At 71.6% G+C, this 20,049-nt stretch carries 21 protein-coding genes; 11 read left to right on the top strand and 10 right to left on the bottom strand.

All coding sequences use genetic code 11. The annotated features are described in order from the left end of the window. Window positions 1-6 precede the first annotated feature (6 nt). The 5 genes from SL103_RS16360 to SL103_RS16340 all read right to left on the bottom strand — a co-directional run bounded on the left by SL103_RS16360 (window position 7) and on the right by SL103_RS16340 (window position 3,021). Entirely contained in the window at window positions 7-231 is a 225-nt protein-coding gene (locus SL103_RS16360; RefSeq protein ID WP_069569767.1) for a gas vesicle protein GvpG, read from the bottom strand. Window position 232: 1 nt separating this feature from the next. Beyond that, window positions 233-976 (bottom strand): GvpL/GvpF family gas vesicle protein, encoded by a 744-nt coding sequence (locus SL103_RS16355; protein ID WP_069569766.1) that lies wholly within the window; start codon window positions 974-976, stop codon window positions 233-235. 3 nt (window positions 977-979) lie between these two features. Beyond that, window positions 980-1,450 carry a gas vesicle protein GvpJ gene (gvpJ, locus tag SL103_RS16350; RefSeq protein ID WP_069569765.1) on the bottom strand — a complete coding sequence of 157 codons (471 nt, stop codon included), beginning with the start codon at window positions 1,448-1,450 and terminating at the stop codon, window positions 980-982. Between the two features lie 36 nt (window positions 1,451-1,486). Continuing rightward, the gene (locus SL103_RS16345) at window positions 1,487-1,807 is read right to left on the bottom strand and encodes a gas vesicle protein (RefSeq protein WP_069569764.1); all 321 of its coding nucleotides are present in this window, start codon (window positions 1,805-1,807) and stop codon (window positions 1,487-1,489) included. A gap of 131 nt (window positions 1,808-1,938) precedes the next feature. Continuing rightward, window positions 1,939-3,021, bottom strand: a complete 1,083-nt coding sequence (locus SL103_RS16340) for an alpha/beta fold hydrolase (protein WP_069569763.1) — start codon at window positions 3,019-3,021, stop codon at window positions 1,939-1,941. Between the two features lie 300 nt (window positions 3,022-3,321). On the opposite strand from SL103_RS16340, the gene SL103_RS16335 reads away from it, so the two are divergent. Then, a complete protein-coding gene (locus SL103_RS16335; RefSeq protein WP_069569762.1) occupies window positions 3,322-5,658 on the top strand; it encodes a molybdopterin cofactor-binding domain-containing protein in 2,337 nt (778 codons plus the stop codon). A 32-nt stretch (window positions 5,659-5,690) separates the two neighbouring features. Then, window positions 5,691-6,167, top strand: a complete 477-nt coding sequence (locus tag SL103_RS16330; protein WP_069569761.1) for a (2Fe-2S)-binding protein — start codon at window positions 5,691-5,693, stop codon at window positions 6,165-6,167. 42 nt (window positions 6,168-6,209) lie between these two features. Here SL103_RS16330 and SL103_RS16325 read toward each other — a convergent pair whose 3' ends face one another. Continuing rightward, window positions 6,210-6,575 (bottom strand): MerR family transcriptional regulator, encoded by a 366-nt coding sequence (locus SL103_RS16325; RefSeq protein WP_069569760.1) that lies wholly within the window; start codon window positions 6,573-6,575, stop codon window positions 6,210-6,212. A 91-nt stretch (window positions 6,576-6,666) separates the two neighbouring features. On the opposite strand from SL103_RS16325, the gene SL103_RS16320 reads away from it, so the two are divergent. The 3 genes from SL103_RS16320 to SL103_RS16310 all read left to right on the top strand — a co-directional run bounded on the left by SL103_RS16320 (window position 6,667) and on the right by SL103_RS16310 (window position 8,989). Continuing rightward, window positions 6,667-7,137, top strand: coding sequence for a hypothetical protein (locus SL103_RS16320; RefSeq protein WP_069569759.1), 471 nt, complete (start codon window positions 6,667-6,669; stop codon window positions 7,135-7,137). Window positions 7,138-7,272: 135 nt separating this feature from the next. Further along, window positions 7,273-7,980: an SDR family NAD(P)-dependent oxidoreductase gene (locus SL103_RS16315; RefSeq protein ID WP_069569758.1), complete on the top strand. Its 708-nt coding sequence runs from the start codon at window positions 7,273-7,275 to the stop codon at window positions 7,978-7,980. A 268-nt stretch (window positions 7,981-8,248) separates the two neighbouring features. After that, a complete protein-coding gene (locus SL103_RS16310) occupies window positions 8,249-8,989 on the top strand; it encodes a hypothetical protein (RefSeq protein WP_069569757.1) in 741 nt (246 codons plus the stop codon). Window positions 8,990-9,111: 122 nt separating this feature from the next. Here SL103_RS16310 and SL103_RS16305 read toward each other — a convergent pair whose 3' ends face one another. The 4 genes from SL103_RS16305 to SL103_RS16290 all read right to left on the bottom strand — a co-directional run bounded on the left by SL103_RS16305 (window position 9,112) and on the right by SL103_RS16290 (window position 12,609). After that, entirely contained in the window at window positions 9,112-10,086 is a 975-nt protein-coding gene (locus SL103_RS16305; protein ID WP_069569756.1) for a hypothetical protein, read from the bottom strand. A gap of 270 nt (window positions 10,087-10,356) precedes the next feature. After that, the gene (locus SL103_RS16300; RefSeq protein ID WP_069569755.1) at window positions 10,357-10,731 is read right to left on the bottom strand and encodes a hypothetical protein; all 375 of its coding nucleotides are present in this window, start codon (window positions 10,729-10,731) and stop codon (window positions 10,357-10,359) included. A 262-nt stretch (window positions 10,732-10,993) separates the two neighbouring features. After that, window positions 10,994-11,836: an SMP-30/gluconolactonase/LRE family protein gene (locus SL103_RS16295; RefSeq protein WP_069569754.1), complete on the bottom strand. Its 843-nt coding sequence runs from the start codon at window positions 11,834-11,836 to the stop codon at window positions 10,994-10,996. Continuing rightward, window positions 11,833-12,609, bottom strand: a complete 777-nt coding sequence (locus SL103_RS16290; protein WP_069569753.1) for an IclR family transcriptional regulator — start codon at window positions 12,607-12,609, stop codon at window positions 11,833-11,835. The genes SL103_RS16295 and SL103_RS16290 overlap by 4 nt, the downstream gene beginning before the upstream one ends. Before the next feature lie 205 nt (window positions 12,610-12,814). Between SL103_RS16290 and SL103_RS16285 the strand changes: the two genes are divergently transcribed. The 6 genes from SL103_RS16285 to mmsB all read left to right on the top strand — a co-directional run bounded on the left by SL103_RS16285 (window position 12,815) and on the right by mmsB (window position 20,036). Continuing rightward, window positions 12,815-13,969, top strand: a complete 1,155-nt coding sequence (locus SL103_RS16285; protein ID WP_069569752.1) for a mandelate racemase/muconate lactonizing enzyme family protein — start codon at window positions 12,815-12,817, stop codon at window positions 13,967-13,969. Then, window positions 13,966-14,997, top strand: a complete 1,032-nt coding sequence (locus tag SL103_RS16280) for a zinc-dependent alcohol dehydrogenase (protein ID WP_069569751.1) — start codon at window positions 13,966-13,968, stop codon at window positions 14,995-14,997. The genes SL103_RS16285 and SL103_RS16280 overlap by 4 nt, the downstream gene beginning before the upstream one ends. A 144-nt stretch (window positions 14,998-15,141) precedes the next feature. After that, window positions 15,142-16,113, top strand: a complete 972-nt coding sequence (locus SL103_RS16275) for a hypothetical protein (protein ID WP_069569750.1) — start codon at window positions 15,142-15,144, stop codon at window positions 16,111-16,113. Window positions 16,114-16,116: 3 nt separating this feature from the next. Next, window positions 16,117-17,220 (top strand): multiple monosaccharide ABC transporter substrate-binding protein, encoded by a 1,104-nt coding sequence (chvE, locus tag SL103_RS16270; RefSeq protein ID WP_069569749.1) that lies wholly within the window; start codon window positions 16,117-16,119, stop codon window positions 17,218-17,220. A 23-nt stretch (window positions 17,221-17,243) separates the two neighbouring features. Beyond that, complete coding sequence (gene mmsA / locus SL103_RS16265; RefSeq protein ID WP_069573791.1) at window positions 17,244-18,791, top strand: multiple monosaccharide ABC transporter ATP-binding protein; 1,548 nt, start codon at window positions 17,244-17,246, stop codon at window positions 18,789-18,791. A gap of 9 nt (window positions 18,792-18,800) precedes the next feature. Further along, complete coding sequence (gene mmsB / locus SL103_RS16260; protein ID WP_208869887.1) at window positions 18,801-20,036, top strand: multiple monosaccharide ABC transporter permease; 1,236 nt, start codon at window positions 18,801-18,803, stop codon at window positions 20,034-20,036. The last annotated feature ends 13 nt before the right edge of the window (window positions 20,037-20,049 follow it).

Raw genomic sequence — 20,049 nt, 5'->3', positions numbered from 1 at the left:
GGCCGGTCAGCACCCGTACAACAGGTCCAGCAGTTGCTGCTCTTCACGTTCGAACGCCTCCGTGCCGAGGTGGCCGGCTTCGTATTCCTCGTTGAGGGCGGCGAGCCGGGCACGGATCACCGAGGGGTCGTGCAGCTCACGATCGGCCGTCCGGGCGAGTTGGTCGGCGACCCAGACCACGCCCCGCACGGGGGCGAGCGGCAGGGTCAGCACTCCGCTGATCAGTCCCATGTCAACCGCCGACCCTCACCGGCGTACGCGGTTCCACGAAGCTGTAGCAGGGCAGCGGACCCGCCACCCGCAGGACGACGCGGTCCCGGTGCTGCCGGGCGAGACGCTCCGCCTCCGCGCAGAAGCCGGCGCTGTCGTCCCGGCTCACCAGGAACGACATGTTGAGCCGGCACCCGGCGACGTCGGGGCCGACGGCGCAGGCATGGGCCCGCTTCCGCAGCTCACCCACGATGTCGTGACCGGCTTCGGCGGCCCGGCGTGCCAGCGCGTTGGCCACCGCCTCCCCGAGACGCACATTCGCCTCGTAGCCGGGCCGCCGGCGCATCGCCTCGCGCAGCCCGCGGATACCGGCATCCGCTTCGACGAGTGCGGCGAGCGCATCGTCGGCCGGCATCGCCTTGACGTTGACCTCGACCCGGCCCGCCAGGCTCTCCAGGGCGGCCAGATGCCGCTCCTCGGCATCGCTGAGCTGCCGGCGGACCGCTGCCTCGTCCGGCGCGACCGTGCCGAACCGCATCGGCAGGACCGGGCCGTCCGCGGCCAACGCCAGCAGCAGCTCCTGGTGCGCCATGAGGTCGCGGCGGCGGGCCCGCAGATCCGGCGGCGCCGGACTGACGACCGCGGCGACCCGCCCCTCGTCCCTCCTCGCCACGATCCCCGGAGGCCCGCCCACCCCGCCGAGGTTCGACGGCAGCGGGTGCTCGGCGCGGACGATGCCGTAGACATAGACGCCGTGGTCGGTCACTGATCAGTCCTCCTCCGAGCGACGCCGGCGGGATCCGGCTCCCGCCCGCGCGGTACTGCGCCGGCGCCGCGCCGGCTGCGCTTCCTCCTCGGATTCGCCATCCGAGTCGTCGTCCGCGCCGACCACCGAGCGCACGGTTTCACCAACGGATTTGACGGCCTTTTTGGCCTTGCTCTTCCCGGCGCTCTTCACGGCCTGGCCGCCGAACAGCTCCGGGACGGTGGTGCTGCGCGTGGTGTTCTCCAGATCCAGCCGGTTGCACGCCTCGGCGAATCGCAGATACGTATCGACGCTGGCGACGACGATCCGCGCGTCGATCTTGAGGATCTCGATCCCGACCAGGGACACCCGTATGAACACATCGATGACCATCCCCCGGTCCAGGATGAGTTCCATCACGTCGTACAGCGTCCCCGCCCTGGGCGGGCAGGGGACCACCTCACCGGACAGTCCCGAATAAGACGTGCTGGCCATCTGAGCAGCCCTTTCAGCTGGTGGGGACGGGCAGGGTCACTGGTCCGCCGCGCCTCGTCGATAGCGGCGGCACCGGTAGTACTCGAGCAGTTCGCCCTCCGTGTCGAGCCGCACCTCGTACGTCGCAAGAAGACTCGTGGTGTCCGGGATCCGCGCCAGCTCCAGTACGTCCACCTCGACGCACCAGCCGTCCTCGGTCCGCCGTACCGCGGAAACGCCCTCGGCACGGTGGTTGATGAGGCTCTGCAGCAGTTCAGCGGCGCGGTGCGCCGCATCCCCGGGACCGTTCCCCGGCGTCTTCCTGCGCTTTCGGGCAGCCGTCACCGACCCGCCCCGCGTTCGGGCTTGCTCTGCCATACCCCAAGTCTCATCGCCATCCTGACCTGCGCATCTTGAGAGCGCCGATTCGTGTGGCGACGGAGCGAATCGGCTGCCCCGTCCGGGTGCCGGCGGTGGACGCGCGGTTCAGGACGGGGCCGGCCGGGGTGTCAGGTGGCGGGCCGCCGCCCGGCGCCGCGGAAGGCGTCGACGTCCATGACGGCCCGGGCGAAGGCTCGGGGCGCTTCCTGGGGCACGTTGTGGCCGATGCCCTTCAGCGTGCGGTGTGCGTAGCGGCCGGTGAACTTGTGGCGATACGACGCGCCGCCGCCCGCGGGGGTGAAGGGGTCGGCGCCGCCGTCAAGGGTGACGGTGGGCACGGTGATGGCCGGGCCCCGGGCGAGCCGCTCTTCGAGGTCGTCGTACCGCGGGTCGCCCGGGGCCAGGCCCAGTCGCCAACGGTAATTGTGGATCACGATGCCGACGTAGTCGGGATTGTCGAAGGCTGCCGCGGTCCGGTCGAAGGTGGCGGTATCGAAATCCCAGGTCGGGGAGTTGAACTTCCAGACCAGCCGCGCCAGGTCGTGCCGGTTCTCCGCGAGGCCGAGCCGGCCTCTCTCGGTGGCGAAGTAGAACTGGTACCACCATGCCCATTCGAGCTTCGGCGGCAACGGCTTCTTGTTGGCCTCACGGTTGGTGATCAGATAGCCGGACACCGAGACCAGGCCCGTGACCCGCTCCGGCCGGAGCACCGCGATGATGTCCGCCGTCCGCGAGCCCCAGTCGTAGCCGGCGAGGATCGCCCGGTCGATCCGCAGCGCGTCCATCAGGGCGAGGATGTCGAGGGCGAAGACCGACTGCTGTGCGTTGCGGAACGTGCGGTCCGAGAGGAAGCGCGTCGTGCCGTGGCCCCGCAGATACGGAACGATGACGCGGTAGCCCTTTTCCGCCAGCAGGGGCGCGACGGCGGTGTAGCTGTGGATGTCGTAGGGCCAGCCGTGCAGCAGAATGACCGGGGGCCCGTGTGCCGGGCCCGCCTCGGCGTATCCGATGTTCAGCACACCGGCCCTGACCTGCTTCAACGCACCGAACGACGGGGCCGCCCCGGGCTCCTTCCTGCCCTGCCCGGTCGCGCGCGGAAACGGATCGTCGTCCCGGTGCGCCGCCGTCGAGCACGCGGCGGAGAGGCCGGCCGCCGAGGCGGTGGCCGCTCCCGCGCCGAAGAGCCTTCCGAAGGTCCGCCTGCTGATCATCTGAGAACTTCCCGTGAAGCCGTGGCCGTCAGGCACTCGGGGGGCGTGGTGCATGCACCCCCTCCTCTACCCGGTTCGGCTCTCCGCCCCGCGCCGCTCACGGGAATACCAGGCCATCGGCCCAAGGGTGGGCTCCCGCACCGCACCGTTCAGCGATCGTTGCCCCCGCGCTCGGGTGGACGGCTCGGCACCAAAGCTTCGCAACATGACCCTGGTCCGCGCCCGCCGCCTCGTGACAGGCTCCGGGTTGCGGAACGGGCCGCAGATGCCTGCCCGTTCGGCCTCCTGGAGGGATCACGCATGGCAGAACCGAGCCGCTCGTCACGGAATCCGCAGTCGGTGCCCGAGGAGGTGGGCCGCCGCAGAGTGCTGGCCTATCTCCTGGCGGCGCCGACCCTCGCCGTGGGCGTGCGTTTCGGGCTGGACGCGGTCGACGGGCCGGCGGCGGAGGCGGCGGTGCCGTCCCCGCCGCAGCCCGAGGACCTCTTCGACCTCGGAGACCTGCAGAACCTGGCGGCGGCGCCCACCTCGGGTCTGATCACCGTCCGGGTGCACTCCGACGGCACCGCCTCGTTCGCGGTGCCGCGGGCGGAGGTCGGTCAGGGCATGACCACGGCCGTCGCGATGATGGTCGCCGAGGAACTGGACCTGCCACTGGAGAAGGTGCGCGTCTCGCTCGCCGACGCGCGCCCGGAACTGCTGATGAACCAGCTCACCGGCGGCTCCAACTCGATGCGCAGCATGTATCTCCCGGTGCGCACCGCGGCGGCCGTCGCGCGCGAGCGACTCATGTCAACTGCCGCGGAGCAGTGGGGCGTTGCGGCCTCGGAGCTGACCACCCGGGACGGCGTCGTGGCGTACGGCACGCGGCGGCACGCCACGTACGGCTCGCTCGCGGAAGCCGCGGCCAGCGCCCGTGTGCGGCCGGCCGCGGCCCGCCCCCGCCTCAAGGAGCCGTCCGAGTTCACCGTGCTGGGCACGTCCCGCAACCGGATCGACGCGCTCGACGCCGTCACCGGCCGGAAGCGGTTCGGCATGGACCACCAGGTGCCCGGCGCCAAGCCGGCCATGGTGCGCAGGCCGCCGACGCTCAACGGCACGGTGCGGGCGGTCCACAACGCCGATGCCGTGCGGCGGATGCCGGGCATCACCGATGTCGTGACGATCCGGCACGGGGTGGCGGTGCGCGGGGAGACGTTCGGCCAGTGCATCGACGCACTGCGTGCCCTGGAGGTGACCTGGGGCCCCGGCACCGTGGACGGGGAGTCCGACGAGACCGTGCTGCGCAAGCTCCGGGCGGCCGCGCTCCCCATGGCCGTGCCGCCGCTGCTCACCAAGAAGATCGATGCGGAGTTCAGCTTCGCGTTCGCCAGCAACAGTCCGCTGGAGCCGGACAACGCGATCGCCGACGTCCGTGCCGACCGTGCCGAGATATGGGCGAGCCTCAAGGTCCCGATCGTCGCCCAGCGCGAGATCGCCGAGCGTCTCGGTCTGCCCCGGCACGCGGTGACGGTGCATGTGGTGGACGGGGGTGGCTCGTTCGGGCGGCACCTGTTCCACGACGTGGCCGCCGAGGCCGCGGAGATCTCGCAGAAGACGGGCAAGCCGGTCAAGCTGTCATGGTCCCGTACCGACTCCTTCCGCCAGGGCCGTACGCACCCGATGTCGCTCTCGCGGGTGCGCGCCACCTACGCGCTCGGGCAGGTCCTCAGTTACGAGCAGCGGCACACCAGCGCGCAGACCGACTTCGGGCACGGGCTCGGCGAGATGATCACGTCGACGGCGGCGAAACTGCCCGTCGCGGGCAATCTGTCCTTCGCCGAGACGATCTTCGAGCTGTCCCAGTCCTCCCCGTACGACTTCGGCGTCACCACCCAGCTGCTCAACGAGGTGCCGCTGGGGTTCAACACCGGCAGCATGCGCAACATCTACTCGCCGAACGTGACATGTGCCCGGGAACTGATCGTCGATCAGCTGGCGCTGCGCATGGGCAAGGATCCCGTCGCCTTCCGTCGCGGGTTCCTCAAGGACGAGCGGCTGCGGGCCGTGCTGGACAAGGCGGTCGAGGTGGGCAACTGGGGCACCGCACTGCCCGCGGGCACGGCGCAGGGCATCGGGCTGCACGCGGAGTACCGGGGTGCGGTCGCCACGCTCGTCGAGATCGACTGCCGGCCGGAGACCGTGAACCGGAAGATCCGGGACGCGGTGACCGGGCCGCGCGTCACCAAGGCGCTGATGGTGGTCGACGCCGGGTTCGCCCTCAACCCCCGTGGTCTGGAGGCGCAGATGGCGGGCTGCCTGAACGACGCGCTGGCGCTGGCGCTCACCTCCAGCCTGCACATCAAGGACGGCATCCCCCTGGAGGGCAGCTGGGACGAGTACTTCTACACCCGGCAGTGGAACACCCCGCCGGAGCTGCGGGTCGTCGTCATGCCGAGCACCGGCGACAAGCCGTCCGGGGCCGGTGAGCTCGGTGTGGCCCCGGCCTTCGCCGCCGTCGCCTGCGCCTACGCGCGGGCCACCGGCACACTGCCGACCCGCTTCCCGATCAACCACGGCACCCTCAGTTTCGAGCCGCTGCCGCTCGAACCGTCCACGCCCCGGTCCCCCACCGACGGTCTCGACCGCGCCTTCTGACTCGTCCACGCCTGCTGAGGAGTACGACACCCATGCCCAGCCACACCTTCACGCTGAACGGCAGGCGGATCACCGTCGAGGCCGAGGACGACGTGCGCCTGCTCTGGGTCCTGCGCGACCTGCTCGGCGTCACCGGGCCCAAGTACGGCTGCGGTCTCGGCGTGTGCCAGGCGTGCACCTCGCACCTCAACGGCAAGGCGTTCAACCCCTGTTCCGTCCCCGTCTCGAAGATCGCGCCGGACGACGAGATCACCACGATCGAGGGCCTGCCCGCGACGGTGGGCGAGGACCTGCACCCCATGCAGGAGGCGTGGCTCGACCTCGATGTCGCCCAGTGCGGCTACTGCCAGCCCGGCCAGATCATGACCGCCGTCGCCAAGGTCCGGCAGGCCGCCGCCGAGGGCCGCGAGGTCACCGACGCCGACCTCGACCGGATCCGCAACATCTGCCGCTGCGGTACGTACTCCCGCATCCGCGACGCCATCAAGGCGGGCGCCAAGCGCATGTGACCCGCGCGGTCCGGGAAGCGGTCTGCCGCGCCGGGCGCGGGTTCAGCCCACGGCGTCGGCCGCGCGGAGGGGGCAGCCGGTGCCGACGCGCGCGTCGAGGTCGGCGCGCAGGGCGGCGAGTTCGGCCATCCGCGCGTCGATGAGCCGGATCTTCTCCGCCAGCAGCGCGGACAGCGCCTCCGCGGTGTCCGGTGCGTCACGCAGTTCCTCGCCGTGCCGCGCGATCTCGGCCAGCGAGAATCCGAGGGTCTGCGCGGTGCGGACGTAGTGCAGCCAGGGCACGGCCTCGGGCGGGAAGTCGCGGTAGCCGTTGGACAGCCGGCGGCCGGTGAGCAGACCGACCTTCTCGTAGAACCGGATGGCGTCCTTGGTCAGGCCCGTTTGCGCGGCCAGCTCTCCGATACGCATGACCCTCCGTCATGTTCCGGGCTTGACCTTGGAGCGTAGTCCACTGTTTAGCGTGAGGCGTCGTTGCCACGAGAACGACAGGAGCCTCACCATGACACGTCCGTTCAGCCCTGCCGGTCCCGGCTATCTGCGCGTCGTGCGCGCGAGTGCCTGGTACGACCTCGTCGTCACGGCGGGATTCGCGACGCCGTGGACATACGCCCTGGTGCACGACGCGCTGTCGTCGTGGGGGCGCGCGCTGGGGCTGGGCACGCTGCCGCCGCTCGATCCGATGCAGACCCTGTACGCGAACCTGCTGGGCTCCGTCGTGGTCGTCTGGGCCCTGCTGCGCCTGGTCGGACCGCTGCCGGTGCACGGGTTGTACGACGGTGCCGCGCGCGTGCTGTTCGCGCTGTGGCAGGCGTATGCGGCGATGCACGGGGCCACCCGGCTGCTGTGGCTGTTCTTCGTCGTCGAGGCGGCGTTCGGCGTCGTCGAGCTCGTGCCGTGGTGGCGCGGCCGTCGGGTCGGGCGCGTCGGCGGCGGCGCGCGGACGGCCGGCGCCGGGGAGACCGTCGGCTGACCGCCTGCCCGTCGGCATCCCGGTCAGCCTGCCGAGCAGCCGCAGGGCCGGCTCCTCTGCGGTCTTCCTGGTACCGGCAGTCCCAGGAAGACGGGACGTCTGGCTGCCCGCACCGTCCGGCGGGAGCCTGAAGGCATGACGACAACACTGATCACCGGAGCCAACAAGGGTCTCGGCCTCGAGACCGCCCGCCGACTCGTCGCAGCAGGTCACACCGTCTACGTCGGCAGCCGGGACGCCGAACGCGGGCGGCGCGCCGCCGAGCAGCTGGGTGCGCGCACGGTCCTCATCGACGTCACGGACGACGCGTCCGTGGCCGCCGCGGCGCGGGCCGTCGAGGCCGACGGCGGACTGGACGTGCTGGTCAACAACGCCGGCGTCGAGGGACGGGCACCGGGCGGCGGCGTGCTCGGCGCCGCGGAGGTGACCGGGGAGGCGATGCGCCACGTGTTCGAGACGAACGTCTTCGGCACGGTGCGCGTGACCCACGCCTTCCTGCCGCTGCTGCAGCGGTCCGCCGCCCCGGTCGTGGTCAATGTCAGCAGCGGACTGGCCTCGCTGACCCGGGTCAGCGAGGCGGGCACCCCGGCGTACGCGTACCCGGGGGTGGCCTACCCGGCGTCCAAGGCCGCGGTGAACATGCTCACCGTGCAGTTCGCGAAGGCGTTCCCGGGCATGCGGATCAACGCGGTGGAGCCCGGTTACACCGCGACGGACCTGAACGCGCACGCCGGCACGCAGACCGTGGAGGAGGGCGCGGAGATCATCGTCCGCATGGCGCAGACGGGCCCGGACGGCCCGACCGGAGGGTACTTCGACGCGGCGGGCCCCCTTCCCTGGTAGCCCGGCCCGTGGGCGGTCCCGGCCGACGCCGGGACTCACTCCGCGTGACCTTCCCCATAGGAAAGTTTCGGTAAGTCAGGGCAACTGCCCGGATTGGCCGAGATCCTCCCCCGGCCGGACCCGACTGCCCCCGGCCGGCCGGCGGGAGGCCACCGGGCGCCCGGCCCGCGCAGCCTTACGATCAGCGCCTGCCGCACCGCACACCCCCATACCGCGACGGCCTTTCCCCTGCTTTCCTGATTTCGTTCGTGACCCAGAAGAAGGCTTCATGAAGCTCCGCCGTGCCGTGGTGACGGTCGCCGCCCCCGCCGTGTTGTCGTTCGCCCTCGCCGCCTGTTCCTCCGGCGGCACCAGCAGTCCCCCGAAGGCCGCCTCCGATGCGTCGTCCCCTGCCACGACGCACGCGCGCACAACGGGCGGCCCGAACGCCGTCCTGCTGAACGGCACCAAGCTGAAGGCCCTGCTGCTGCCGGCCGACGTGCTGCCCAAGGGCTACCGGGCCGACCCCAAGGCCACCCGCGACTCGGGCACGGTCCTGGCCCCCTCGTCGAGCGCCCCCGTCGACCTGGCGAGCGCCTGCCCGAAGCTGGAGGCCAGCGCCTGGATCCAGACCACCGGCATCGAGAGCGCCGCCTTCGCCCAGGGTGACTTCGCGAACTCCGCCCAGGAGGAGTTCAACGAGGAGATCGACACCTTCCGTGGCACGGAGGCGCACACGGTCATGACGCGCCTGCACCAGGTGCTCAAGCACTGCGCCCGGTTCACCGACACCTCCAGCGGCGCCAGCGCCGCCGTGACGATCAAGACCACGGCGGTGCCGGGGACGGGCGACGAGACCCTCAAGGCCGTACTCTCCGCACCCGAGTGGGAGGGCGGCACCACTCTGGTGGCGAGCCGGGTCGGCAACGCCGTCATCACCACCTTCTACAACGTCCAGTCCAAGGACATGGGCGCCGCCGGCCTCGGCCTGACCAAGCGGCTCGTGGCACAGGTGCAGCACGCGAAGTAAGCGGTCAGGCGCGCCGCCCGCACCGTCGGTGTCCGTTGCCGCGCCGCGACGCGCGGCAACGGACCGTTCCCTGGACGCGTCGACTGCCCCGAAGTCGGCTTCCCCGCAAGGGAGTTCACCCGTCACAGCCCGCGGCGTGACCGGCGGCGCAGGAGCCAGACGGCCGACGCCAGGAAGGACGCCACGACGAGAACGAGCAGGGCGGTGCCCCAGAACCCGCCGACCAGCCGGACGCCCGCCAGGGCGACCGCGGCGCCGGCCGCGAACGGCACCACGGTGAGGGCGACCACCCGCAGCACGGCGGCGACCCCCGCCGCCCGGAAGACGCGGGTGAACCCACGTCGGTTCCTGATGCGGTCCCCCGCGGCACCCGGGGTGTAGTACTGCATGGCTTTCGCCCCGAGCCGCAGGCTGTTGTTCCGGTAGAGCACCGAGAGGGCCGGCACCCAGATCAGCGGCAGCACCATCCCCACGGCGAACAGGGCCGTGAGCGCGGCCGTCGAGCACACCCGCTGGAGCCTGCTGCGCTTCTCGCCGCCGCCGGTGAGGCCGAGGACGGCCGCCATCCTGACGATCAGCGACCACCGCGTGCGCCGGGGGAGCCGGCCCCGGCCCCCCGTTGGATGGCGCCGCACCCCGACCAGGGCGCTCTCGGCCTCCTCGACGGACGGGTACACGTCCTGGAGGACCAGCAGGTCGGCCACCCGCCGCTCACTGCGGGGGTCGTGTCCCGTGAGCGCGGCCACCTCAAGGATCATCTGGGCCTGGGAGAGCAGGGCCGCCACGAAACTCACCGGCATGAGGACCACGAAGGGCCCGCCGAGCGCCGCACCCTCGACGATCGTCATCCGCGTGCCGTGCGCGATGGCGTCCAGGGCGAGCTCGTCGTCCCCGGCCTCCGGCTTGCGCTGCTTCCGGCGGTCCACGGAGGCCGCGGCGCGGGGACCGAACCGCCGTACCGCGAAGAAGGCCAGTTGCTCGGCCATGTGCTGGGGATCAGCCCAGATCATCGGCAGCAGCGCCTGGGCCTCCACCGTCATCGACTCGTCCGGGCGGGCCGGCTCCGCCCCGCCGGTGGTACGTCCGCCGCCGTTCATCCGCGTCCGCCGTCCTCCGTCGTCTCCCCGGGCCGCGCTCCTCCCCCGCAACGCTCTCCCTCGTGCAGTGAACACGTGCAGTAAACATGGGGCGGGGGACGCCGGGCGCGAGCCGGCCGGGTTCCGGAAAACGTGTCGCCGGTCGCGACGGCGACGCCCGCCGCCGGGTACGCGGCCCGGCGGGCCGGCTTCGACGGGGCGGGAGAACGGCACTCGGGCCGGCCCCTGGCGGGCCGGCCCGAGTGAACCGAGGAAACGGTCCGGCTGTTGCTACGGCCGGACGAGGAGGATCGAGTTGATCGGCGTCAGGTCCTTGTCGATGTAGTAGCCGGCCCAGAGGTAGCCCTGGCAGTCCCCCGTACCGTTGTAGCCCGTGCAGGTGCGGGCCGTGGCTCCCCCGGTCTGGTTGTTCAGGACGTAGTGCTGCCCGACCTGGTTGCTGAGGTTGTGGGCGCCGTAGCTGTAGAAGGCGAGCGACGGGCGGTCGCCGTTCCACCCGGCGTTCTGCGGGTAGACGCAGACGGCCCCGGACGGGCAGCCGTGCAGGCTGCCCGCGGCCTGGGCGGCGCTGGCACCGGTCGCGCCGACCGTGGACAGGGCGCCGACGGCAAGTGCCAACGCGGCGGCCTTGGTGATCTTTCGCATGGTGTTCCCCCTTGTGGTCCGGTGGCGTGACATGCGGTACGGGTCCCCGTCCGTAGGCGGCGTGGGGGCCGCACCGCTGTCGCGACAGGAATGTGGCACGAGATGCCGTAGGCGCACCATCCATTCGATCTGGGTCGAAAACGGGAGCGAAAGCGCCGGACGTGTGGTAAGCGGACGAGCCGGGCCCGTGGTCGAGGAGGGCCGCGGCCGGGTGTCCGCCCCGGTGGTCATGCGCTCACGAGGGGTCTCGCGACGCGCTGCGTCAGCCCGCGTAGGCCACACCCGGCAGGCCCTGGCCGGCGTCCGGCAGCACCAGGAGCGAGCCCGCCAGCGGGTGGGGGCGGGACAGGCCGGTGCGGGCCGTGGTGACGTAGAGGTCGCGCAGGCCGGGGCCGCCGAAGCAGCACGCGGTGGGGCGGGGCACCGGGAGCGGGAGGGCGCGGTCCAGGTCGCCGCGCGGGGTGTAGCGGCGGATCCCGCCACCGTCCCACAGGGCGACCCAGACGCAGCCGTCGGCGTCGACGGTCAAGCCGTCCGGGAAGCCGGCGCCGGGCTCGATGACCGCGAAAGGGCGCCGTCCGACGGGGAGTTGGCCGTTCATGCGGCAGACGTCGATCCGGCGGGTCGGCGAATCGACGTAGTAGACGAGGGTGCCGTCCGGGCTCCAGCCGATGCCGTTGCTGACGGCGACGGACGGGAAGATCGTCTGCGCCGTGCCGTCGGGGCTGACGCGGGTCAGGGTGCCGCCGCCCGCCGCCTCGTCGTCACGCATGGTGCCCGCCCACAGCGAGCCGTCGGGGGCGACGGCGGCGTCGTTGCCGCGGCGGCCGGGGACGGGGTCGCGCAGGAGCCAGGAGAACGCGCCGTCGGCGTCGTAGCAGCCGACTCCGTCCCGCAGGTTGACCACCAGGCCGCCGGCCGCCCGCGGCTTCGCCGCGCCGACGTGTTGTTCGGTGGCCGTCACCGTGCGCCGCCCGGTCGCCGGATCGTAGCCGTGGACGCGCGAGCCGAGGATGTCCACCCAGATCAGCCGGCCGGTCGCCGGGTCCCAGGTGGGGCCCTCGCCGAGACTCGCCGGCGTGTGCACCGCGACCTCGGCCCTCACCGGACGCCGCCGCGGTGCCCCAGGCGTACGGACAGCTCGCTCGCCCCCTTGGCGGCCAGCTCCGCGAGTTCGGCCTCGCGCTCCTCGTTCCAGCGGATCATGGGTACGGAGATGGACAGGGCGGCGACGACCCGGCCCGTACCGTCACGCACCGGTGCGGCCACACAGCTCACGTCCGGGTTGGACTCGCGGTGCTCGACGGCGATGCCGCGCTCGCGGACCGCCGCGAGGGCGGAGCGCAGTGCCTCGGGGTCGGTGATGCTGTCGTGCGTCATGGCGACCAGTTCGCCCGCCTCCTCGATGCGGGTGTCCAGTTCGTCGGCGGGCAGCGCGGCGAGCAGCATCTTGCCGACGGAGGTGCAGTGTGCGGGGAGGCGACGGCCGGCGGCGGAGACCATGCGGACGGCGTGGACGGAGTCGACCTTGGCGATGTAGATGACGTCGAGGTCCTCCAGGATCGCGACGTGCACGGTCTCGTCGCAGGTCTCCGCGACCTCCCGGGCAACCTGCTGGCCCTCGGCGGCGAGGTCGAGCTGTTCGGCGTACCGGCTGCCGAGCTGGTAGGTGCGCACGCCGAGGCGGTACCGGCCGGACTGTCCGGGCACCGGCACCAGGTAGGAACGGGCGGCGAGGGTGGTGACCAGCTCGTGCACGGTGGTGCGCGGCAGCTGCGTCTTGCGGGTGATCTCGGGTGCGGAGAGGGTGCCGTCGCCCTCCAGGAACAGCTCCAGGATGTCCAGCGCCCTGGTCACCGCGGGGACCAGACGTCCCATGTGCCTCACCACCCCTTGCGTTCGACAACCCGGGCATTGCCCGGTATCCCGAACACAGGCTACGCACAGGTCAGTTCGCCGGGCAATGGCGCTGCGGGACCTGGCCGCCGCGTGACCCATTGACACCCCCGGCGGGGCCTGACTACGGTCACGCCACCATTTCGAACGGGTGACGAAATTTCGAACGACTCTGGGGGCAACTGCCGTGCGCATCACGGAAATCAGCACACATGTCGTCGGAACCCCCTGGCGCAACCTCACATATGTGCGCGTCCACACCGACGAGGGCCTCACGGGGGTCGGCGAGACCAGAATGCTCGGCCGGACCGACGCGCTGCTCGGCTATCTGCGCGAGGCGGAGGTCAATCACCTCCGCGGATCCGACCCGTTCGCGGTCGAGGACCTGGTCCGCCGGATGAAGTACGGGGACTACGGGCGGGCCGGCGAGATCGTGATGTCCGGCATCGCCTGCGTCGAGATGGCCTGTTGGGACATCAAGGGCAAGGCGCTGGGCGTTCCGGTGTGGCAGCTGCTCGGCGGGCGCGTCACCGACCGCGTCCCGGCGTACGCCAACGGCTGGTACACCACCGAGCGCACCCCGGAGGCGTACCACAAGGCGGCGCAGGAGGTCATGGCGCGCGGCTACCGGGCCTTGAAGATCGACCCGTTCGGGACCGGGCACCACGAACTGGATCACGAACGGACGCGGTACGCCGTGTCGCTGATCGAGGCGGTGCGGGACGCCATCGGCCCGGACACCGAACTGATGCTGGAGATGCACGGCCGGTTCAGTCCGGCCACCGCGGTGCGGCTGGCCCGCGAACTCGCCCCCTTCCGGCCCGCCTGGCTGGAGGAGCCGGTGCCGCCGGAGAACCTCAAGGCCCTGAAGAAGGTCGCGGACAAGGTGGACCTGCCGGTGGCCACCGGTGAGCGCATCCACGACCGCATCGAGTTCCGTGAGCTGTTCGAGACGCAGGCCGCCGACATCATCCAGCCCGACCTCGGCCACATCGGCGGCATCCTGGAGGCCCGCAAGCTCGCCGCGACCGCCGAGACCCACTACGTACTGGTGGCGCCGCACAATGTCGGCGGCTCGGTGCTGACCGCGGCATCCCTCCAACTCGCCGCCTGCACACCGAATTTCAAGGTTCTGGAGCACTTCAACGACTTCGCGGACGCCGAGATCACCAAGGTGGTGCGCGGCGCCCCGCAGGTCGACCCGGGGACCGGCTGCTTCACCGTGTCGCAGGCGCCCGGTCTCGGTGTCGAGTTCGACGCGGACGCCGCGGCCGAATTCCCGCAGACGCAGGCCCGGTTCGACCTGTGGGCCGAGGGCTGGGAGCAGAGGCGGCCGCGATGAGCCGGACCGCCACCGAGGTCAGCCGCTCGCTCGTCGTCGAGCGGCCCGGGCAGCACCGGCTGACGTACGGCGCGGCACCCGAGCCCGGGGCCGGCGAGGCGCTGGTGCGGGTGGCCGCGGCCGGACTCTGCATGAGCGACCGCGAGGTGTACGACGGCCGGCGGGATGCCGCGTACGTCCGCTACCCGGTCGTCCCCGGGCACGAGTGGTCCGGCACGGTGGCAGCGGTCGGCGCCGGGGTCGATCCGGCGCTCGTGGGGCGCAAGGCGGTGGCCGAGGGGTTCCGGGCGTGCGGGAGTTGTGAGCGCTGCCGCTCGGGTGAGACCAGCCTGTGCACCGACGGGTACGCCGAAACCGGGTTCACCGAGCCGGGCGGGTTCGCCGACCACGTCATCGTGCCCGCACGGCTGCTGCACCCGCTGCCCGACGACGCCGATCTGCGGGCCGCCGCACTGCTGGAACCCGCCGCGGTGGTCGCCGCGGCCGTGCGGGCGGGGCGGCCGCGGCCCGGCGAGCGGATCGCGGTGGTGGGTGCCGGCACGCTGGGGCTGCTCGCGGTGCAGCTGCTCGCCGCGGCGGAGCCCGCCGAACTCGTGGTGATCGATCCGCGGACCGCGCGGGCCGCGCAGGCGCGGCGGTTCGACGCGACCGCGGTGTGCACCCCGGAGCAGGCCGAGCAGCTGCACGGCCGCTTCGACCTGGTGGTGGAGACCGCGGGAGCGCCCGCCACGGCGGCCTCGTCGTGCCTGCTGGCCCGCCGGGGCGGCCGGGTGGTGCTCACCGGGATGTTCACGCCGGGCGCGGCCGGGATCGATCCGGTGCACCTGTCGCTCAGCCAGCTGGAGATCCGCTCCATCTTCGGGGCGCCGTCATCGGCCTGGGCGTACGCGGTGCGCGCCTTCGGCCTGGGGCTGCTCGACCCGGCGCCGCTCATCACGCACGAGTACCCGCTGGAGCGGTTCGCCGAGGCCGTCGCGCTGGTCGGCGCCGGCGACCCGGGAACCGGAAAGGTGCTGCTGCGCCCCTGAGACGTACGGCGGTACGGGGAGGCGCCCACCCCCGTGCCGCCGTACTCCGCCCTCCGTACCGCACCACCCGCGCACGGCCGTTCCCGGCACCCGACCACGCTCCATACGTCGAACGTCGTCCGACATACCGAACAAGGGAGTTCCGTGACCCTCCTCCCGTCAGAACCCCGTCGCCCCGGCGCCGGCGCCCTCGCCCGCCTCGGCCTCCCCGCTCCCCCGCTCGATCCCGCCGACGCCTCACCGCACGCCTTCCCCGACGGCGGGACCTGGCGCACCGAGATCCCCTCGGTGGAGGGCCCGGAGGCCCTGGCCGTCGTACTCAAGGAGAGCGCGCGCCTCGATCTGCCGGTCCACCGGATCAGCCAGGGCAGCGGCGTGTGGATGCTCACCGACGACGAGATCACCGAGATGGTCGAGGCGTGCGCCGCACGCGCCGTCGAGCTGTGCCTGTTCACCGGCCCGCGCGGCACCTGGGACATCGGCGGCTCCACCCGCACCGACTCCGGCGGCGCGGGCCTGCGCGCCCGCGGCCACGACGCCCTCGCCGGCTGCGTCGAAGACGCCCTGCGCGCCGCCGAGTTGGGGGTGCGCTGCCTGCTGGTGGCGGACGAGGGGGTGCTGTGGAGCCTGCACCGGCTGCGCGCCGCCGGGCTGCTGCCCGCCGATACCACCGTCAAGCTGTCCGCGCTCTCCGGGCCGGTCAACCCCGCCGCGTTCGCCGTGTACGAGCGCCTCGGCGCCGACTCCCTCAACGTCCCCTCCGACCTCACCCCCGACCACCTCACCGAGATCCGCCGGGTCAGCCGCGCCCCCATGGACCTGTACATCGAGGCGCCCGACGACCTCGGCGGCTACGTGCGGATGTACGAGACGGCCGAGCTGATCCGGCGCGGCGCCCCGCTGTACCTGAAGTTCGGCCTGAGCAAGTCGCCCGGCATCTATCCCTACGGCGCCCATCTGCGCGAGCACACCCTCGCCACCGCCCGGGAACGGGTCCGGCGCGGGCGCCTCGTCCTCGATCTGCTGGCCCGGCACGGTGCGGACGGCGGCATGTCGCCGCTGGGCGCCCGTCTGCCCGGCGAGCTGCACCGCTTCCCCGTCCCGGAAGGGGACTGACCCATGCGCCTGCGCACCTCCCTCGTCACGGCGAGCGCCGCCCTGCTCGTCCTCTCGCTCACCGCCTGCGGCCAGGAGGCCAGGGGCGGCAGCCGCTACCGGCCCGAGGCCGGCAAGGGCGGCACCATCGGCCTCGCCATGCCCACCAAGTCGTCGGAACGCTGGATCGCCGACGGCAGGAACATGGCCGAGCAGTTCCGCAGGGCCGGCTACCGGACCGATCTGCAGTACGGTGACGACAAGGTGGAGAACCAGGTCGCCCAGATCGAGAACATGATCGCCAAGGGGGACCGGCTGCTCGTGATCGCGGCGATCAACGGCTCCGCGCTCACCGAGGTCCTCCAGCGCGCACACGACGCGGGCATCCACGTGATCTCCTACGACCGGCTCATCCTCGGCACGCCGTACGTCGACTACTACGCGTCCTTCGACAACGAGAAGGTCGGCCGCCTCCAAGGGCAGTACATCCTCGACCGGTTGAAACTCGGGAAGCCCGACCGGGACGCGGACGAGCACTACAACATCGAGCTGTTCGCCGGATCGCCCAACGACAACAACACGAAGTACTTCTGGAGCGGGGCCATGAAGGTCCTGGGGCCCTACTTCGACTCCGGTCAGCTCGTCGTGCGCAGCAAGCAGACGAAGATGAACCAGGCGACCACGCAGGACTGGAACGGCGGCATCGCGCAGAAGCGCATGGACGACCTCATCAGCAAGAGCTACGGCGACCAGAAGGTCGACGCGGTGCTGTCGCCGTACGACGGCATGTCGATCGGGATCATCTCCGCGCTGAAGAGCGCCGGTTACCACGCCGGGGACCTGCCGGTCGTCACCGGGCAGGACGCCGAACTGGCCTCGGTGAAGTCCATCATCCGGGGCGAGCAGACGCAGACCGTCTTCAAGGACACCCGCAAGCTGGCCGCCGAGGCGGTGTCGATGGGCGACGCCGTGCTCCACGGCCGCAAGCCGAAGGTCAACAACACCACCGACTACGCCAACGGCAAGAAGACCGTGCCGTCCTTTCTGCTGAAGCCGGTCAGCGTCGACAGGTCCAATACGCGTCTCCTCGTGGACGAGGGGTACTTCACGGCGGGACAGCTGAAGTGAGTGCGCCCGGGCCCATCCTGGAGATGCGGGGCATCACCAAGACCTTTCCCGGTGTGCGTGCCCTGTCCGACGTCACCCTCAGCGTCCGGGCCGGTGAGATCCACGCGATCTGCGGCGAGAACGGGGCCGGCAAGTCGACGCTGATGAAGGTCCTGAGCGGGGTGCACGCGCACGGGACGTACGACGGGGAGATCCTCTTCGACGGGGAGCCCGTCGCCTTCAAGGACATCCGGGCCAGTGAGCGGCGCGGCATCGTGATCATCCATCAGGAGCTGGCGCTCGTCCCGCACTTGTCGATCGCGGAGAACATCTTCCTCGGCAACGAGCAGACGTCGGCGGGTGGCTTCATCGACTGGAACGGGACGCTGCGGCGCGCGTCGAAGCTGCTGAAGCGGGTGGGTCTGCGGGAGAATCCGCAGACGCCGGTCGCGGACATCGGCGTCGGCAAGCAGCAGCTCGTGGAGATCGCCAAGGCGCTCTCCAAGGAGGTGCGGCTGCTGATCCTGGACGAGCCGACCGCCGCCCTGAACGACGAGGACAGCGCCACGCTCCTCGCGCTGATCGCGGAGCTGCGGGAGCAGGGCATCGCCTCGATCCTCATCTCGCACAAGCTGGGCGAGATCCGGCAGATCGCGGACGCGGTGACGATCCTGCGCGACGGGCAGTCCATCGAGACCCTGCCGGTACGCGAACGGCCGGGCGCCGAGGCCGAGTTGAGTGAGGACCGGATCATCCGGGGCATGGTCGGCCGCGACCTCGACCACCGCTTCCCGGCGCGGACCGCGTACGAGGGCGAGCAGACCCTCGCGCTGGAGGTGTCCGGGTGGACGGTGCGGCACCCCGTGGACCCGCAGCGCACCGTCGTCGACGACGTGTCACTGACCGTGCGGCGCGGCGAGATCGTCGGCATCGCGGGCCTCATGGGCGCGGGCCGCACCGAGCTGGCCATGTCGGTGTTCGGACGGTCGTACGGGAGCTACCGGGCCGGGACCGTCGCCGTGAACGGGCGGACGGTGCAGACGAAGACCGTACCGGCGGCCGTGGCGGCCGGCATCGCGTACGTCACCGAGGACCGCAAGCGGTACGGCCTCAACCTCATCGACAACATCAACCGCAATGTCTCGCTGGCCTCGCTGCCCGGGATGACGAGGCGCGGCGTCGTCGACGAGCACCACGAACGGGCCGTCGCCGAGCGGTACCGCACCTCCATGAACATCAAGACCCCCACGGTGTTCGAGCAGGTGGGGCGCCTGTCGGGCGGCAACCAGCAGAAGGTCGTGCTGAGCAAGTGGATCCACGCCGACCCGCAGGTGCTGATCCTCGACGAGCCGACGCGTGGCATCGACGTCGGCGCCAAGTACGAGATCTACGCCGTGATCGACGCGCTCGCGGCCCGGGGCAAGGCGGTGCTGCTCATCTCCTCCGAGCTGCCGGAGCTGCTCGGGATGTGCGACCGCATCTACACCATGGCCGAGGGCCGGCTGACCGCCGAGGTCACCCGCGCCGAGGCCACCCAGGAAGTCCTGATGCGCCAGATGACCCGGCGGCACCCGACCGAAGACTGGAGCTGACGCCCCGCCATGACCACCACGACCACTCCTCCCCCCGGCGCCCCCGAGGCGCCGCCCGCCGTGACCTCGGCGATGACGCTGCTCGTACGCGGCGTGCGGGCCAACATGCGCCAGTACGGCATGCTCATCGCCCTGGCCTTCCTCGTCGTGCTGTTCCAGATCTGGACCGACGGCACGCTGCTGCTGCCGAACAACGTCTCCAACCTCATCCAGCAGAACAGCTACATCCTCATCCTGGCCATGGGCATGGTGATCGTCATCATCGCCGGCCACATCGACCTGTCCGTCGGCTCACTCGTCGCCTTCGTCGGTGCCATGGCGGCGGTGATGACGGTCCGGTACGACGTGCCCTGGGTGCCGGCCCTCCTCCTGTCGCTGCTGATCGGCGCGGTGGCGGGCGCCTGGCAGGGCTTCTTCATCGCCTACCTCGGAATCCCCTCGTTCATCGTGACGCTGGCCGGCATGCTGCTCTTCCGGGGCGCGACCCAGATCGTCCTGGAGGGCCAGTCGCTGGCGCCGTTCCCGGACGGCTTCCAGAACCTGGCCAAGGGATTCATCCCGGAGATGGGCCCCTACACGCAGTACCACAACCCGACGCTCGTGCTCGGGCTGTGCGCCGTCGCGTTCCTGCTGCTGCGGGAACGGCGGGACCGCAAGCGGCAGCTGGCGCACGACCTCGACGTGCTGCCGACGGGCCTGTGGGCGGCGAAGTGCGGGGCGCTCACGGCCGCTGTCGTGGCCTGCACGCTGACGCTGGCGAGCTTCCACGGCGTGCCCGTGGTGATGCTGATCATGTGCGGCCTGCTGATCGTCCTGGGGTATGTGATGCGCAACGCGGTCGTGGGACGGCATGTGTACGCCCTCGGCGGCAACAAGGCGGCCGCGCAGCTGTCCGGCGTCAAGGACAAGCGCGTCACCCTCACCGTCTTCGTCGCCATGGGAGTCCTGGCGGCCCTCGCCGGCTGTGTGTACGCGGCCCGGCTCAACGCGGGCACCCCGCAGGCCGGGCTGAACTTCGAACTGGAGGCGATCGCCGCCGCGTTCATCGGCGGCGCGTCCATGAGCGGCGGCGTCGGCACGGTCATGGGTGCGGTGATCGGCGGCCTGGTGCTCGGGGTGCTCAACAACGGGATGTCCCTGGTCGGCATCGGCACCGACTACCAGCAGGTCATCAAGGGGCTTGTGCTGCTCGCCGCGGTCGGCTTCGACGTCTGGAACAAGCGCCGCCCGCCCGCCGGCGGGTGACGGGAAGGCCGCC

Source organism: Streptomyces lydicus (assembly GCF_001729485.1).
Classification (GTDB): Bacteria; Actinomycetota; Actinomycetes; order Streptomycetales; family Streptomycetaceae; genus Streptomyces; species Streptomyces lydicus_D.
The sequence above is the reverse complement of the archived record's forward strand: the minus strand, read 5'-3'. Positions and strand labels throughout refer to the sequence as shown.

Bases quoted from the DNA above. Each gene is read 5' to 3' on its own strand.
- SL103_RS16360 (WP_069569767.1), bottom strand. From the start codon at position 231: ATGGGACTGATCAGCGGAGTGCTGACCCTGCCGCTCGCCCCCGTGCGG.
- gvpJ (WP_069569765.1), bottom strand. From the start codon at position 1,450: ATGGCCAGCACGTCTTATTCGGGACTGTCCGGTGAGGTGGTCCCCTGC.
- SL103_RS16345 (WP_069569764.1), bottom strand. From the start codon at position 1,807: ATGGCAGAGCAAGCCCGAACGCGGGGCGGGTCGGTGACGGCTGCCCGA.
- SL103_RS16340 (WP_069569763.1), bottom strand. From the start codon at position 3,021: ATGATCAGCAGGCGGACCTTCGGAAGGCTCTTCGGCGCGGGAGCGGCC.
- SL103_RS16335 (WP_069569762.1), top strand. From the start codon at position 3,322: ATGGCAGAACCGAGCCGCTCGTCACGGAATCCGCAGTCGGTGCCCGAG.
- SL103_RS16330 (WP_069569761.1), top strand. From the start codon at position 5,691: ATGCCCAGCCACACCTTCACGCTGAACGGCAGGCGGATCACCGTCGAG.
- SL103_RS16325 (WP_069569760.1), bottom strand. From the start codon at position 6,575: ATGCGTATCGGAGAGCTGGCCGCGCAAACGGGCCTGACCAAGGACGCC.
- SL103_RS16320 (WP_069569759.1), top strand. From the start codon at position 6,667: ATGACACGTCCGTTCAGCCCTGCCGGTCCCGGCTATCTGCGCGTCGTG.
- SL103_RS16315 (WP_069569758.1), top strand. From the start codon at position 7,273: ATGACGACAACACTGATCACCGGAGCCAACAAGGGTCTCGGCCTCGAG.
- SL103_RS16310 (WP_069569757.1), top strand. From the start codon at position 8,249: ATGAAGCTCCGCCGTGCCGTGGTGACGGTCGCCGCCCCCGCCGTGTTG.
- SL103_RS16305 (WP_069569756.1), bottom strand. From the start codon at position 10,086: ATGAACGGCGGCGGACGTACCACCGGCGGGGCGGAGCCGGCCCGCCCG.
- SL103_RS16300 (WP_069569755.1), bottom strand. From the start codon at position 10,731: ATGCGAAAGATCACCAAGGCCGCCGCGTTGGCACTTGCCGTCGGCGCC.
- SL103_RS16290 (WP_069569753.1), bottom strand. From the start codon at position 12,609: ATGGGACGTCTGGTCCCCGCGGTGACCAGGGCGCTGGACATCCTGGAG.
- SL103_RS16280 (WP_069569751.1), top strand. From the start codon at position 13,966: ATGAGCCGGACCGCCACCGAGGTCAGCCGCTCGCTCGTCGTCGAGCGG.
- chvE (WP_069569749.1), top strand. From the start codon at position 16,117: ATGCGCCTGCGCACCTCCCTCGTCACGGCGAGCGCCGCCCTGCTCGTC.
- mmsA (WP_069573791.1), top strand. From the start codon at position 17,244: ATGCGGGGCATCACCAAGACCTTTCCCGGTGTGCGTGCCCTGTCCGAC.
- mmsB (WP_208869887.1), top strand. From the start codon at position 18,801: ATGACCACCACGACCACTCCTCCCCCCGGCGCCCCCGAGGCGCCGCCC.